16 protein-coding genes, 2 tRNA genes, 1 other RNA gene and 1 other annotated feature are annotated in these 14,476 nt (G+C 36.0%); of the genes, 4 read left to right on the top strand and 15 right to left on the bottom strand.

Annotation, left to right across the window (positions count from 1 at the left end; translation table 11 throughout):
• Positions 1–13: 13 nt before the first annotated feature.
• From tmk to dnaX, 7 genes are all read right to left on the bottom strand, one after another.
• Positions 14–655, bottom strand: coding sequence for a dTMP kinase (gene tmk, locus HNQ35_RS08665; RefSeq protein WP_146937269.1), 642 nt, complete (start codon positions 653–655; stop codon positions 14–16).
• Positions 656–880: 225 nt separating this feature from the next.
• The gene (locus HNQ35_RS08660) at positions 881–1,078 is read right to left on the bottom strand and encodes a sigma factor G inhibitor Gin (RefSeq protein WP_146937267.1); all 198 of its coding nucleotides are present in this window, start codon (positions 1,076–1,078) and stop codon (positions 881–883) included.
• A 77-nt stretch (positions 1,079–1,155) separates the two neighbouring features.
• The gene (locus HNQ35_RS08655) at positions 1,156–1,422 is read right to left on the bottom strand and encodes a pro-sigmaK processing inhibitor BofA family protein (RefSeq protein WP_146937265.1); all 267 of its coding nucleotides are present in this window, start codon (positions 1,420–1,422) and stop codon (positions 1,156–1,158) included.
• 228 nt (positions 1,423–1,650) lie between these two features.
• Positions 1,651–1,872 (bottom strand): YaaL family protein, encoded by a 222-nt coding sequence (locus HNQ35_RS08650; protein WP_146937263.1) that lies wholly within the window; start codon positions 1,870–1,872, stop codon positions 1,651–1,653.
• A gap of 17 nt (positions 1,873–1,889) precedes the next feature.
• On the bottom strand, positions 1,890–2,486 hold the full coding sequence (gene recR, locus HNQ35_RS08645) for a recombination mediator RecR (RefSeq protein WP_146937261.1): 597 nt from the start codon (positions 2,484–2,486) through the stop codon (positions 1,890–1,892).
• A 12-nt stretch (positions 2,487–2,498) separates the two neighbouring features.
• Entirely contained in the window at positions 2,499–2,816 is a 318-nt protein-coding gene (locus HNQ35_RS08640) for a YbaB/EbfC family nucleoid-associated protein (protein WP_146937259.1), read from the bottom strand.
• Positions 2,817–2,905: 89 nt separating this feature from the next.
• Positions 2,906–4,588 carry a DNA polymerase III subunit gamma/tau gene (gene dnaX, locus HNQ35_RS08635; protein ID WP_146937257.1) on the bottom strand — a complete coding sequence of 561 codons (1,683 nt, stop codon included), beginning with the start codon at positions 4,586–4,588 and terminating at the stop codon, positions 2,906–2,908.
• Positions 4,589–4,763: 175 nt separating this feature from the next.
• Here dnaX and HNQ35_RS08630 point away from each other — a divergent pair, with 175 nt between their 5' ends.
• Positions 4,764–4,976, top strand: coding sequence for a hypothetical protein (locus HNQ35_RS08630; protein WP_146937255.1), 213 nt, complete (start codon positions 4,764–4,766; stop codon positions 4,974–4,976).
• A gap of 48 nt (positions 4,977–5,024) precedes the next feature.
• Here HNQ35_RS08630 and ffs read toward each other — a convergent pair.
• The 3 genes from ffs to HNQ35_RS08615 form a co-directional block, all read right to left on the bottom strand.
• Positions 5,025–5,289, bottom strand: an RNA gene (gene ffs, locus HNQ35_RS08625) — signal recognition particle sRNA large type.
• Positions 5,290–5,350: 61 nt separating this feature from the next.
• Entirely contained in the window at positions 5,351–5,818 is a 468-nt protein-coding gene (tadA, locus tag HNQ35_RS08620) for a tRNA adenosine(34) deaminase TadA (RefSeq protein WP_146937253.1), read from the bottom strand.
• Positions 5,819–5,855: 37 nt separating this feature from the next.
• Positions 5,856–5,927 (bottom strand) — tRNA-Arg (locus tag HNQ35_RS08615).
• A 150-nt stretch (positions 5,928–6,077) separates the two neighbouring features.
• On the opposite strand from HNQ35_RS08615, the gene HNQ35_RS08610 reads away from it, so the two are divergent.
• Together HNQ35_RS08610 and HNQ35_RS08605 are read left to right on the top strand one after the other, a co-directional pair.
• Positions 6,078–6,713, top strand: a complete 636-nt coding sequence (locus tag HNQ35_RS08610; protein ID WP_146937251.1) for a deoxynucleoside kinase — start codon at positions 6,078–6,080, stop codon at positions 6,711–6,713.
• A 23-nt stretch (positions 6,714–6,736) separates the two neighbouring features.
• Positions 6,737–7,408 carry a deoxynucleoside kinase gene (locus HNQ35_RS08605; RefSeq protein ID WP_146937249.1) on the top strand — a complete coding sequence of 224 codons (672 nt, stop codon included), beginning with the start codon at positions 6,737–6,739 and terminating at the stop codon, positions 7,406–7,408.
• A gap of 67 nt (positions 7,409–7,475) precedes the next feature.
• On the opposite strand, the gene HNQ35_RS08600 is transcribed toward HNQ35_RS08605, so the two are convergent.
• The 5 genes from HNQ35_RS08600 to guaB form a co-directional block, all read right to left on the bottom strand.
• Positions 7,476–7,568 (bottom strand) — tRNA-Ser (locus tag HNQ35_RS08600).
• 146 nt (positions 7,569–7,714) lie between these two features.
• Complete coding sequence (gene serS, locus HNQ35_RS08595; RefSeq protein WP_146937247.1) at positions 7,715–8,989, bottom strand: serine--tRNA ligase; 1,275 nt, start codon at positions 8,987–8,989, stop codon at positions 7,715–7,717.
• A gap of 49 nt (positions 8,990–9,038) precedes the next feature.
• Positions 9,039–9,257, bottom strand: a binding site (T-box leader).
• A 54-nt stretch (positions 9,258–9,311) separates the two neighbouring features.
• Positions 9,312–10,181: a pyridoxal 5'-phosphate synthase lyase subunit PdxS gene (gene pdxS, locus HNQ35_RS08590; RefSeq protein ID WP_146937244.1), complete on the bottom strand. Its 870-nt coding sequence runs from the start codon at positions 10,179–10,181 to the stop codon at positions 9,312–9,314.
• Positions 10,182–10,206: 25 nt separating this feature from the next.
• Complete coding sequence (locus HNQ35_RS08585; RefSeq protein ID WP_146937242.1) at positions 10,207–11,529, bottom strand: serine hydrolase; 1,323 nt, start codon at positions 11,527–11,529, stop codon at positions 10,207–10,209.
• 246 nt (positions 11,530–11,775) lie between these two features.
• A complete protein-coding gene (gene guaB / locus HNQ35_RS08580; protein WP_146937240.1) occupies positions 11,776–13,248 on the bottom strand; it encodes an IMP dehydrogenase in 1,473 nt (490 codons plus the stop codon).
• Positions 13,249–13,411: 163 nt separating this feature from the next.
• Between guaB and HNQ35_RS08575 the strand changes: the two genes are divergently transcribed.
• On the top strand, positions 13,412–14,368 hold the full coding sequence (locus HNQ35_RS08575; protein ID WP_260173515.1) for a YaaC family protein: 957 nt from the start codon (positions 13,412–13,414) through the stop codon (positions 14,366–14,368).
• Positions 14,369–14,476: the final 108 nt, after the last annotated feature.

Raw genomic sequence — 14,476 nt, 5'->3', positions numbered from 1 at the left:
GATTCAATCCCTCCTAATAAAATGATTTATTTTTTAAAAATGCGATTATCTGAGACATTGTTTCTTCTTCAACACGTTGTAAAGGTTGATTTGCTTGGATAACTTTAATTCGTTCTGGAAATTTCTTCACTAGTAAATGATATGCTTCATATACCTTTTGATGAAAAGATAACACTTCTAAATCCAAGCGATTCCTTTCTCTATCTTTATTCGCTGCAATTCGTTTTAATCCTGCTTCCGGTTCAATATCAAAAAATAATGTCAAATCTGGCATCGCATCTTGTATGGCAAATTGATTCATTTGCCATACATCTTCTATACCTAAACCACGTGCATAACCTTGATAGGCTAAACTAGAATCTATAAAGCGATCGCAAAGAACAATTTTATTCTCATCGAGTGCCGGTAATATCTTTTCAACAAGATGTTGCCGTCTAGCTGCGGCATATAAGAGCGCTTCTGTACGACCATCCATTTCCTCATGTTCTGGCGTCAAAATAATGTTACGAATTCTCTCAGCAATCCGTATGCCACCAGGTTCTCTAGTTGTTACTATATCATAACCTTTATTCAGAAGTTGTTCACTAATGGACTGAAGAACAGTCGTCTTTCCCGCTCCTTCGCCACCTTCAAAAGTAATAAATAATCCTGCCACATTCATTTCTCCTTCAATACACATTCCACTAAAAACTATTATCTATATTTAATCACAGTAACTAGAATTTAATTCATATCTTTTTATCTGCCTTTTTTAAAACGCCATCATCGGTGGCTTACCTTCATTGTAGCATGTCTGGCACTTATTTTTCACTTAACTTCTATTCCTAGCAAATATTTTTAAACAAAAAGAGTCCTTGCTATATACGAGCAAAGACTCCTTCTATGAATAAAGTTTTGATTGATTAATTTGTTCTAATTTCCTTATATAATAACGGTATTTCTCATCTGTTGGGTCTGTTCTAATGAGTTTTTGTTCACATTCTATACATATATACATCTTATATAAATAGTATCCTTCTGTTTTTTCTTCGTTACAAATGCCACATTTATCCCATTTTAACAACCGATTTTCTTCCATCTCGTCACCTCCGTTAGTTTATTATCTCCTAAACTAACGGAAATTATACGAAGGTCTTTGAAACTTTTTTCATAGTGTTAGGACAATATTAAGAGATGAATCGCTGTTAAAGATACAATGCCGAATAGTCCAAGAAAACCGGAAACAATAACAGTAAATAGATTGATTGGCACATGTAGTCCAATCCAGCCACCGAATAAATTAATAAAGAATAATAAGAGTAACCCGATGGCTACTTTCACCATACTTTGTCCTATTAGATGCATGATGCGAAGTGGGGCACCAACGAACAGTAATAAAATGATTAATCCAACTATTATTGAAATCACAAGTATCGGACTCACAAGACTATCGCTCCTTTTCAATCTCGTCTTACCTATCCATATGAAAAGGAAACAAAAATTATGTTATTTAATTTTCTATTATAAATGTTAGTCAAGTAATCTACTTAGGTTTTTGTCTTGTAATTAAAAGCATGGAAAATCCTTTCTTTGAGACTCATACATAGTAAAGAAAAGAAGATATGAAATATAATTATAAAAAAACGAGGAAATGCTTCCTTTCCTCGTTTTTTATGATTGACCATACCGCAGCGCGTTAAGCTGTCTACGTTTCGCTTCTCGTAATAAAAACACATATTTCGCTTGGGCGATTGCTACTCTATTTTGTCCTTCAACGGTTGGTTCGATACTCTGTTCAACAATTGATTGAACACGTTTCCATTCCTGCTCAACGGTAAAAATCGCCTCTAATAATTGTTCATCAACTTGACGTTTTCTTTTTTTTCGTCTCATGCTGTCTCACCTAAATTCTAAAGTTCTCGTCTGCCTTCCAGTGCTTTTGATAATGTTACTTCATCGGCATATTCTAAATCGCCACCTACTGGTAACCCATGAGCAATGCGGGTTGTTTTTATTCCCGATGGTTTAACTAAGCGAGAAATATACATGGCAGTAGCTTCTCCCTCAATATTCGGGTTTGTCGCTAAAATCAACTCTTTCACATGCTCGTCTTTCAAACGGTTTAGTAAAGAAGGGACATTAATATCTTCTGGACCAATGCCGTCCATTGGAGAGATGGCACCATTTAAGACATGATATTTCCCGTGATATTCTTTCATCTTTTCCATAGCAATGACATCTTTTGAATCTTGTACGACACAAATAACCGATTCATCTCGTGATGTATCTTGACAAATCGCACAAGGATCTTGGTCGGTAATATGACCACAAATCGTACAATGCGTTAATTTTCTTTTAGCATTAACCAATGCTTGTGCAAATTCTATGACATCATCTTCTTGCATATTTAAAACAAAAAATGCCAGACGTACGGCTGTTTTTGGTCCGATTCCTGGCAATTTTGTAAAACTGTCGATCAACTTAGATATTGGCTCTGGGTAATACATCATTTATGCCTCCTAGAACAATCCACCTGGCAATCCTTTTGTGAACTGTCCCATTGTTTCAGCTGTTTTTTCATCTATTTGTTTCAAAACATCATTTGTTGCAGCAATGATTAAATCTTGTAGCATTTCAATATCGTCCGGATCGACGACTTCTTCTGCAATGTTTATATCTGTAATTTCTTTTTTTCCATTCGCAGTGATTGTTACCATACCACCACCTACAGATGCTTCAAATGTCATTTCATGTAATTCATCTTGTGCTTTCATCATTTTCTTCTGCATTTTTTGCATCTGTTTCATCATATTCCCCATATTTCCCATACCTCTCATGGAAAACGCCTCCTTTTTAATTCAACTCTTCTCTTATTTTCAACTAATCACATTATACGTGAGTTTAAATCAGTTATCCAATTATATTCTTAATCATGAACTTTAACGACTTCTTCACCGAATAACTTCTTTGCTTCTTCTACTAATGGCTCCGTTTCTGTCTCTTTGCCCGTTACGGCTTGTTCTTGATTTTTCACGTATTCTTGTCGTAATGATTTCCATTCCGTAACTGGAATTGGAATAATAGTCATATTTTTTTGTGAAACACTCGCTAATATAGATTCTGCCAAAGACTGATTGTCTAAAAATAAGGAACAATGGATTTCATATTTAAATGCGACAACAACTGCCTTTGATGATGCAGCGACTGGTTTGGAATCTTGAATTGTCGCATGGGCTGGCGCACTCGTCGCCTTTAATTGAGCTAAAAAAGTCGCCCATGTCGCTTGAACTTTACGAAGCATATCTTTTTGTGCTTCCTGTAATGTTAAACGGATGCGTTCAAATGGCACCTTATAACTGTTCTTTGACGGCCTTGATTGTCTTCTTTTTGGCTGTTGTATGGCAACTTCTTTTTCTGTATGTGGTGCCGTTGTTGCTTGCTTTAATGAAGCAACTTCTTTTTCTAGTTGGTTGATTTTCTGAATGACTGAAGAATTGCTTATATCTTGCTCTTTCTCTTGACTTTGATTTCGATTCGTAATAGAAATGAGAGCAATCTCGATAAATACTTTCGGATTATTCGTCCATTTGATTTCCTGTTGACATTCATTCATACGCATAATAGCATCTTGAATCCACTCAACAGATATATCCTCTGCAAGTGTCTTAAACGCTTCATCAACCGTGGCACGCTCTAATAATGTCTCTAATGTTGATGTACTCTTATAAAGTAATAAATCACGTAAAAAATATATCATATCATAAACAAAACGAGCAGGATCCTTCCCGTTTTGGATCAACTCATCAAAGCGTGCTAAACTCGGTTGAATATCTTCATTATACATCGCTGTTACGATATTTGTTAAAATATCTTGCGAAACGCCACCTGTAACAGCCAATACATCTTCTAATGATACTTCACCATCACTATAAGAAATAGCTTGATCAAGCATACTTAATGCATCACGCATCCCACCTTCAGCAGCAAGAGCAATGGCATGTAACGCTTCATCCGAAGCAGATATCTCTTCCTCATTTACAATATGGCGCATACGCTGAACAATGGCTCGTGATGAAATCGGCTTAAAGTCAAATCGCTGACACCTAGATATAATTGTCAGTGGAATTTTATGTGGTTCAGTCGTTGCTAAAATAAATACGACATGCTTAGGTGGTTCTTCTAACGTTTTTAATAGTGCATTAAATGCACTTGTTGATATCATATGCACTTCATCGATAATATAAACTTTGTATGGGACAGTAGTTGATGCATATTTAACATGTTCGCGAATATCCCGCACATCTTCAACACTTGTGTTTGAAGCTGCGTCCATCTCTATGACATCAGAAATAGAACCATCTAAAATGCCGCGACATGCCTGACATTCATTACAAGGTTCTTCACTTGGTGCTCGCTCACAATTAATCGCCTGAGCGAATATTTTGGCAGCACTAGTCTTCCCTGTCCCTCGTGGACCTGAGAATAAATAAGCATGCGAAAATTGATTATTTAAAATGGCATTTTGTAATGTTTTTGTTATATGTGATTGACCAACAACATCCGCAAATTTACGTGGACGCCATTTTCGATATAATGCCTGATAACTCATCTCACATGTTCCTTTCCATCGTCTCCTCTTAAGTATATCTTAAACATCAGGTGATTGTGAACTATTATCGAATGATTTTCTTTTTCCTATTTTCAGGGCATGCCTCTGATATAATAGATATAGATGTATACTTAAAGTAAATTTTATGGAGATTTATTATAAAAGAGGGATCTAAGTGGATAAAATTGCGACAACAATCTATTTAGTTAGCTTTATGGTTCTCTTTGCCTTTCAATATAAAATTGTTGGTCTAATCAATGATGCTTTTCTTCATTTTACGGGTGTTTTTCTATTTATTCTTATGTTTTGTGTTGTTCCTGGAATTGGGTTAGTTTCTCTGACATTAGCTCGTAAGTTAACAGACCTGTATATCAACCGAAAAAATTAACCCCTTACTACCAATATGGTACAAGGGGTTCGTTTTTTTATATGTATACCGTGCACCCGCAGTCGATGGAACAGACCTATGCGTTACTTAAGTTCATGGCTCGGTTTCGGTAACCCCACGGCACACAGAAATGACCACTTACTGCTGCTTCCTTCCGGACCTGACAGGGTTCATGGGTTTCTGTTGCGCAGGACCTAAACGTCAACACCAATTCCTTAAGGCAGACCATAAATCTGGCCACCTCGATTGGGAATTCAGCCTCGCTATAGCGGATTGCGAGTACAGGGTGCCGCTAGCTCCCCACTTAGCACGGTAATATCCATTATACTTTTTTTTGATATAAAATGCAATGGGATTTATTAAATTGGATAAATTTACTTGAGTTTCTTTTTCGTTTGGCGTAACTGTTGGAAAAAATTTGTTAAAAGCAGACGACACTCTTCTTCTAATATACCATGTGTTACCTCTGCTTGATGATTAAAACGCGCTTCCTCTAAAAGATTCATTAACGTCCCAGCACATCCCGCTTTCATATCTCTTGCCCCATAGACAACGCGTTTGATACGCGACTGAATAATAGCTCCAGCACACATCGGGCAAGGCTCTAATGTGACATATAATGTACATTCTTCTAGTCGCCAACTACCAATTTTCTTATTTGCTTCTTGAATCGCAATAAGTTCAGCATGTGACAATGTTTTTTGTGTCGCTTCTCGGACATTATAACCTTTACCAATCACTTCTCCTTTATAAACAATGACTGCTCCGATTGGCACTTCATTCATTTGTTCTGCTTTCTTCGCTTCTTCTATCGCTAAAGACATATATTGTTCATCTGTCATATTGACCACCGTCGTAAAAAAATTTTACTACATCATACGTCCCTGACAGGAGTCGAACCTGTGCACATAGCTTAGGAGGCTACTGCTCTATCCACTGAGCTACAGGGACAAACAAATCATATTATACACTAAAATCGCTATTCAGTGAATATCCTATATTAAAACATAAGGATGATATACTACCAATTATACATGGTACAAGCCGGCACTCTATGCTAGAATAATAAATTATAGGTAAATTGAATAAGGAGAGATTGCAATGGGAGACGTCCCTTATATAGCAATAGAAGGACCTATCGGGGTAGGAAAAACATCTTTAGCAGAAAGACTAAGTTCTCATTACGGTTTCCATCTATTAAAAGAAATTGTCGATGAAAATCCATTTCTTGGGAAATTTTATGAAAATATTGAGGAGTGGAGTTTTCAGACGGAAATGTTCTTCTTGTGTAATCGTTTTAAACAATTAGAGGACGTTGACAACGATTATTTACAAAAACAAAAGCCAGTAATTGCTGATTATCATATTGCGAAAAATATGATTTTTGCCCAAAGGACACTAAAAGGAGATAAGTTGGATAAATATAAACAAATTTACGATATTATTACAGATGATTTGCCTCTACCGAACATGATTATTTACCTTCATGCAAGTCTAGACACACTGTTGAAACGAATTAAATGTCGTGGCCGAGAAATCGAGAAAAATATCCAACCCGAATATCTTGCACAACTCTCGCAAGATTATGACGTATTCATGAAACAATTCAAACAAAAAAATCCACACATACCTATCATTCAAATCAATGGCGATCAAGTGGATTTCGTCAATCGTAAAAAAGATTTAGAAGCGATTATTAAGCAAGTCGACCAAAAGTTAATGGCGTATTCGCTTTAATTTTTATACAGGAGGACACCAAGATGAATTTACGGGAAAAATATCAAATTCCTAACGACAGTATTATTACTATTGCTGGAACAGTAGGGGTCGGTAAGTCAACAATGACGAAAGCATTAGCAGAAGCTCTAAATTTTAAAACATCATTTGAAAAGGTGGATAATAATCCGTATTTAGAAAGGTTTTATAAAGATTTTGAACGTTGGAGTTTTCATTTACAAATTTATTTTTTAGCTGAGCGTTTTAAAGAACAGAAGAGAATGTTTGAATACGGTGGTGGCTTTGTCCAAGACCGTTCTATTTATGAAGATACAGGAATTTTTGCAAAAATGCATTATGAAAAAGGCACGATGTCACCTGAAGACTATGAAACATATAGCAGTTTATTTGAAGCCATGGTTATGACACCTTATTTCCCACATCCAGATTTACTTATTTATTTAGAAGGTTCACTAGAAGATATACTAAAAAGAATTAAACTACGTGGCCGTGATATGGAAAAAAATACACCAACTTCATATTGGAAAGAAATGCATCATCGATATGATAATTGGATTAATAGTTTTAACTCTTGCCCTATTTTACGAATTGATATTAATGATTACGATCTCATTAATGATAAACAATCGATTGAGCCAATCATTGAAAAAATCAGCCATTCCATTAATCAAGCAAGAAAATGGAGAAAGATATAAAAAAATCGCTACACCTCATGTAGCGATTTTTTTATATCTCCAAAATTTTATGCGCTAATAAATTAAATGGAGGAGGTAGAGGGATTCGAACCCCCGCGGGCTTTGACACCCCTTTCGGTTTTCAAGACCGACCCCTTCAGCCAGACTTGGGTATACCTCCGTAATCAACATTATTAAATATACACGAATTTTTATGAGATGTCAATATAAAAACATAAAAAAATTTACATTAAATGAACATATAAAAAGTAATGAAAAGACTATTCGAAAGAAAGACCAGCTTCCTTCGAATAGTCCAGTCGCGCACTATCTAATAACTTCTACACCACCCATATATGGTCGTAATACTTCTGGTATGATAACAGATCCATCTTCTTGTTGATAATTCTCTAGAATAGCTACGATAGTACGTCCAATGGCAAGACCAGAACCATTTAATGTATGAACAAATTCTGGCTTTCCTTTTGCACCGCGGCGGAAACGGATACCTGCACGTCTCGCTTGGAAGTCTTCAAAGTTAGAACAAGAAGAGATTTCCCGATAAGTATTCTGATTCGGTACCCATACTTCAATATCATATTTTTTAGCCGCAGTAAAACCTAAGTCACCTGTACACATGCTCATCACACGGTATGGGAGCTTTAACAATTGTAAAATTTTCTCTGCGTGACCTGTCAATTGTTCTAAAGCATCATATGAATCTTCTGGTTTTACAAACTGAACGAGTTCAACTTTATTAAATTGATGTTGACGAATTAACCCTCTCGTATCTCGTCCTGCAGAGCCAGCTTCAGAACGGAAACAACCACTATATGCGACATATTTTTGTGGTAAATCTTCTTCTTTCAAAATTTCTTGACTATGATAATTCGTAACAGGAACTTCTGCTGTTGGAATCAAATAATAGTCCCATGCTTCTATATGAAAAGCATCTTCACTAAATTTCGGAAGCTGTCCTGTACCTGTCATACTATTACGATTCACTAAATAAGGTGGTAACATTTCTTCGTAACCATGGTGTTCTGCATGATAATCCATCATAAAATTCCAAAGTGCTCGTTCCAATCTAGCACCTAATCCTTTATAGAAAACAAAACGACTTCCGGCAACTTTTGATGCACGCTCGAAATCTAAAATACCTAGTTCTGTGCCTAAGTCCCAATGGGGCTTTATCTCAAATGAAAATTCAGGGATTTCACCCCAACGACGAACTTCAACATTATCTTCTTCATCTTCACCGACAGGTACACTTTCATGAGGAATGTTTGGAATTGACAACATAATCTGTTTCAATTGTGCCTCTATCACACGTAATTCCTGGTCTAATTCATTAATGCGATCCCCTACCTCACGCATCTCGGTTATAACCGGTTGAACATCTTTACCTTCTTTCTTCAAAATTGGGATTTGCTTTGATACGTCATTTCGTTTCGCTTTTAGATTTTCGGTTTCTACAATTAATTGACGACGCTTTTGATCTATTTCACCAAATCGTTCTAAATCAGATAAATCTTCACCACGATGTTCTAGCCTTTTTGTGACTTCCTCAAAGTTATTTCGTAAATATTTTATATCTAGCACGGTCATCAACCTCCTATTTTTTATAAAAATTAAAAAAACCTCGCCCCATGAAAGGGACGAGAGTTTATATTCCCGCGATACCACCCAAATTGAAGTCCTACATATAGACTTCCTACTCTGACATCATAACGGCATGCTCCGGGTCTACTTACTGTATATTCGGTAAACCAGTTCAAGGATGGATTCACAGTTTTTTCTATCGGTTCACACCAACCACCGACTCTCTTGAAGAAAATAACCTGCTACTATTTCCTCTCATTACTTTTATAATTATTTAAATTCATCATAACGAACTTTTATAAAAGTTGCAAGTGACAAGCGATTACTCACTACGGTGTTGCATCATTTCATTTGGTGATAAAGTTTTTAAGTCGATTCCTTTCATCGCTGTACCTAAATTCTTAGATAACTCAGCGATAAGGGCATAATCTTGGTAATGCTTTGTTGCTTGTACAACTGCTTTAGCAAACTTCTCAGGATTTTCAGATTTAAAAATACCAGATCCTACAAAGACACCATCTGCACCTAACTCCATTAACAGCGCAGCATCACTTGGTGTTGCTACACCTCCAGCAGCATAATTAACAACTGGCAATCTTCCTTCTTTACGAATAGCTAATAACACATCGTATGGAGCATTAATGTTTTTCGCATAAGTCATCACTTCATCTTCTGACATACTTATTAATTTACGAACATCGGCTTGGATTTGTCTCATATGACGAACCGCTTCCACAATATTTCCCGTACCAGGTTCTCCTTTTGTTCTCAGCATAGAAGCACCTTCTCCGATACGGCGAGCGGCTTCTCCTAAATGACGAGCACCACAAACAAATGGTACAGTGAAATCAGATTTTTTAATATGATAAACATCATCAGCCGGAGTTAAAACTTCACTTTCATCAATATAATCAACGCCAATAGACTCAAGTACCCTTGCTTCTACAATATGTCCAATCCGAACTTTTGCCATAACAGGGATTGACACAGCATTCATAATTTCTTCTGCTTTAAGTGGGTCAGCCATGCGAGCAACACCACCTGCTTTTCTAATATCAGATGGTACACGCTCTAGTGCCATAACAGCAACTGCACCTGCTGCTTCAGCTATTTTCGCTTGTTCTGCGTTAACAACGTCCATAATGACGCCACCTTTAGGCATGACGATTTGTTTTTGGTTATCTTGTTGCATCTTTAGTTCATTCCCCTTTTTTATATTAATTAAACCAACCTTTAATCATATCTATCATACTGGAAAACAAGTTAGAAAAGAACTCACCAATTGATCGTAAAATTAACATAAACCAATTGCTTTTCTCTACGGAATCTTTCGTAATGACATCGACATGTTGCTTGTCAGAATCAATGATATAGCCGAGATCTTCACCGTCATAAACAAGTTCTGCTGTGCCTATTTTCTCACCTTTTTTTATTGGAGCTTCTAATTCACCTGAATCCGTCAATTTCTTTTTATCCAGTTTATAAGTCAAGCTATATTTATCTTCTGTACCTTTTTTAATTGGAATAGTAATGGCATCTTTTGTTTCGATATCAACTGTTTTTTCTTTCCCTTTTATAACTGATAATGTAGATTTTCCTTTAATTTGATAACCTTTAGGAAACAGCTCGACATCTTCAAAATTATTGTAACCATAATCCATTAATTTAATGGTTTCTTTAAAACGTGTCGCTTCACTATCTGTTTTCATAACGACAGATATCAAACGTTTCCCATTTCTTTCTGCTGTTCCTGTAAAACAAAATCCAGCAAGGTCTGTATAACCTGTCTTCAACCCGTCAATTCCTTCATAATAAAATTGCTTAAAGTTGACACTATTATGTGGCAACATCCAGTTCCAATTCGTAATTGTTTTTCCGTCGAACTCAGTTTCAGGAATACTAGAAATTTCCAGCGCCTCTGGGTAATCGTTAATCAAATGATAAGCAAGTAATGCAGCAGATCGAGCAGATAAGAGATTAACACCCTTGGGATCAGTCCCTTCAGGATGATTTTTTCCTAATGATTCATTATCTAATCCACTAGAATTAACAAATTCAAATTCGGTTAATCCCATTTCTTCGGCTTTCTTATTCATCATCTTAACAAATTCGCCTTCGGAACCTGCGATTAATTCAGCAAGGGCAATGGTTGCGGCATTATCTGAATTAATCGCCATTGCATGATACAAATCTTCGACTGTATAATCTTTATCCTGTGTTAAACCGATTCCTGAAAAACTAGGATTTGCTGAAATACTATAGGCATAATCACTGATTTGTGTTGTTGAATCCCATTTGATTTCTCCGTTATCAATTGCTTCTAAAACGAGATATTCTGTCATCATTTTTGTCATACTAGCGGGTGGAAGAGAAACGTCAGGGTTTTTAGAATATAATATTTTCCCTGTATCGGCATCTACTAAAATAGCCGATTCTGCTTTTAACTTTAATGTTTTCGCTTCTATTGAATGTGGTCCGACAAACGCAATCGTTAAGATGACCGCAAAAAGTATAGCTATCTGTTTATATATTTTCTTCAACTTCTTCTACCCCTCTTTTACAGTTTGTATATATTAATAAAAAACAATTAAAATCAAATTTATCGAATAATAGGCACCCTTGTATTTTATCATAAAAACAAATAAAAAAATAGATTCGTTTTCGGTCATTGCCTTTCATTTAAACGAATATTTAATTTAAAAGCTCTATGATTATGCAATGTAAAAGTGGGATTAAAAAAGCGGATACGACCGAATATATTATTCTTAAGTATCCGCTTATAATCATTATTGTAAAGAATAGTTCGGTGCTTCTTTTGTTACTTGAACATCGTGTGGATGGCTTTCACGTAAACCTGCATTTGTAATTCGAACAAACTGTGTTTCATTACGAAGAGCTTCAATATCTTTTGAACCGCAATAGCCCATACCTGCACGCAAACCACCAACGAGTTGATGAATTGTATCAGCTAGAGCTCCTTTATAAGCAATGCGACCTTCGATTCCCTCAGGAACAAGTTTTTTGATATCGTTTGATTCTTGGAAATAACGATCTTTTGATCCAGCTTTCATCGCTCCTAGTGATCCCATACCACGATAAACTTTATAGCTTCTTCCTTGATAGATTTCCATTTCACCAGGACTTTCTTTCGTACCAGCAAGTAAACTTCCGAGCATTACAGCATGACCACCTGCTGCTAATGCTTTTACGATATCACCTGAATATTTAATACCACCATCAGCAATAATAGCGACATTATGCTTTGCAGCTTCTCGTGCACAATCGTAAACAGCGGTAATTTGTGGAACACCTACACCTGCGACAACACGTGTCGTACAAATTGATCCAGGCCCTATACCGACTTTAACAATGGTTGCTCCTGCTTCTATCAAAGCCTTTGTACCTTCTTTTGTTGCTACATTACCAGCAATAATATCAAGGTCAGGATAAGTTTCGCGTACTTTTCTTACCTGTTCTAAAACACCTTGTGAATGGCCATGTGCTGTATCAATGACGATGACATCGACACCTGCATCAACTAATTTTTCAATTCGTGTCATCACATCACTTGTAACCCCTACAGCCGCGCCGACTAATAACCGACCTTGGGAATCTTTAGCTGCATTCGGGTATTCGATAACTTTTTCAATATCTTTAATCGTAATAAGTCCTTTTAAAGTAAAATCATCATCTACAAGTGGAAGTTTTTCAATTTTATATTGTTGGAGCAGCTTTTTCGCTTCTTCTAACGTTGTCCCAACTGGAGCTGTAACTAGATTTTCGCTCGTCATCACTTCATGAATAGGCGTTGAATAATCCTCAATAAAACGTAAATCACGGTTCGTTAAAATACCAACAAGTTTTTGTTCTTCAATAGAATTAACAATTGGAACACCTGATATACGGAATTTCCCCATTAAATGTTCAGCATCATATACTTGATGTTCTGGTGTTAAGAAAAATGGATTCGTAATAACACCACTTTCAGAACGTTTGACACGGTCTACATGTTCTGCCTGTTCCTCAATAGACATATTTTTATGAATAATTCCAAGACCACCTTGACGGGCAATGGATATAGCCATTTCAGCCTCTGTCACCGTATCCATGCCTGCACTGATAATTGGGATATTAAGTTTAACTCTTTCTGATAAAACCGTACTGACATCCACTTCCCTCGGCAAAACTTCAGAATGAGCTGGGACAAGTAATACATCATCAAATGTTAATCCTTCTTTTGAAAACTTATCTTCACGCATGGCGAACCTCCTATTTTATATTTTTTGTTTATTTGGCCAAGCTAAGCGGTAAATCTATTTCTAATTACAATACGTGATTAACTTTGAATTTTCAACAACATCGTGCTAGAAAAGCAAAGTAATTACATTCCTAATTTTCACATTTCTACTCGAGGTGAATACTTTGTCTATAGACAACGAGACCATGTTAATATATTTATCTGCACAAGAAACAGCTCAATCCTTTCTTCGGCGTATATATAAACAAAATGAAACATATAAAAGTATAGCCGATGTCAAGAGCTATGAAAATTGCCATTCCTTTATGTATTATTTAGACCATGGCAGAAAGTTATTCAATGCTGGTCATCACGTTGATATGATCTTTCAACCAACGTTATATTTCTATGGGTTGGGGCATTTTATGAAAGCTTTAATTCTCACCGAACGCCCTCATTATCCAGAATCAACCGCTTTGTTGGCACACGGTGTCTCAAGTAGAAAACGTAAGAAAAAGGATTATACATTTTTAGAGGATGAAGTGAAAATACAACATCAAGGATTATTACCTTATTTTTCAGAGCATATTTTGTCTTTGAAGCGAATGCCTTTCGATAAAATCAAGATGCTTCGTTTATTATCTTTAATCCCTGAATTACAATCACTGTTTTTATTAACCGATGAACCTAAACTCGTACAACTTCCATTCCAAAAGCAAGTATTGACATTTCCAATGACGTTGTTGGACGATTATCATATGACAGCGCACGCTTTTCTCAATCGTATAAAGCCTTTTTTACCACCTATTCTACATACGAATATAACGAAATCTACAATAAAAATAACAGTAAATGGACAAATACGAGAGTATCATACACCATTTTTCTTCGATCGGTATGAACATGTATATTTTCCTACTTCACGTGACATTTTTCTTCCTATTTCTGAGATGATTGTTCATTACTTATTATTATATAATCTCAGTATGTTAAGTCGCTACGAAGCAGGATGGTGGGGAGATTTGCTCATGTCGAAAGCTGATATTGATTATCCATTTATAATAAAATTCCTAGAAATTACTGCTTGGAAAATCCCTTATTTAATTGAAAGAGCACTCCGAAACAAATTCTTTCATCCATAATCTCCTTAGAAAAAGAACAAAGAAAATTTAACGGGCTTATTAAGTATTGTAGTCGTCATTAACGTGTCACTTTCACACCAGTATAAGAAAAGCTACAGCATAAATATC

Origin of the sequence: Cerasibacillus quisquiliarum (assembly GCF_014202495.1) — a bacterium.
GTDB classification, from domain to species: Bacteria; Bacillota; Bacilli; order Bacillales; family Amphibacillaceae; genus Cerasibacillus; species Cerasibacillus quisquiliarum.
Note: the sequence above shows the minus strand (reverse complement) of the source record. Positions and strands in the feature narration are given on the sequence as shown.